This window comes from Solihabitans fulvus, from assembly GCF_008386585.1.
GTDB lineage: Bacteria > Actinomycetota > Actinomycetes > Mycobacteriales > Pseudonocardiaceae > Solihabitans > Solihabitans fulvus.
Map to the genome: position 1 here is coordinate 1 of NZ_VUOB01000330.1, position 354 is coordinate 354.

The following is a 354-nucleotide window of genomic DNA, read 5'->3' on the forward strand; positions in this document are numbered from 1 at the left end:
GTTTCGCTTCAGGCACTTACGCAACAAACCATGATTAGAAATGCTTAATCTTCAATAAAACAATGCAATAATTCGTTTTTACATAACTTTTTTGAAAACTACACTTGCTATTTATTTGTTTGTATTTAGTTGGCTGGTTTGTGTCTGACAACGACTGGGCCGGTGTTGTCGCCAGTTTCTTTATTATGAGGACCGTGACTACCATCACAATAAGGCCAATTTTTACTCCTCCAGCATCTGCAAAGGGATGCCTTCTCAGTTATATCCTCAATGTCAATAAAGTCTACAACTTTATTAATGTCCTTCCTGATACAAGGGTTTATTTGACCACTGCCAGCTTCTCTGGCTTTTTTT

1 protein-coding gene is annotated in these 354 nt (G+C 37.6%); it reads right to left on the bottom strand.

Annotated elements, in window-relative coordinates:
- Positions 1–125: 125 nt before the first annotated feature.
- On the bottom strand, positions 126–323 hold the full coding sequence (locus tag F0L68_RS45980; RefSeq protein WP_497857986.1) for a CDGSH iron-sulfur domain-containing protein: 198 nt from the start codon (positions 321–323) through the stop codon (positions 126–128).
- Between the last annotated feature and the right edge of the window lie 31 nt (positions 324–354).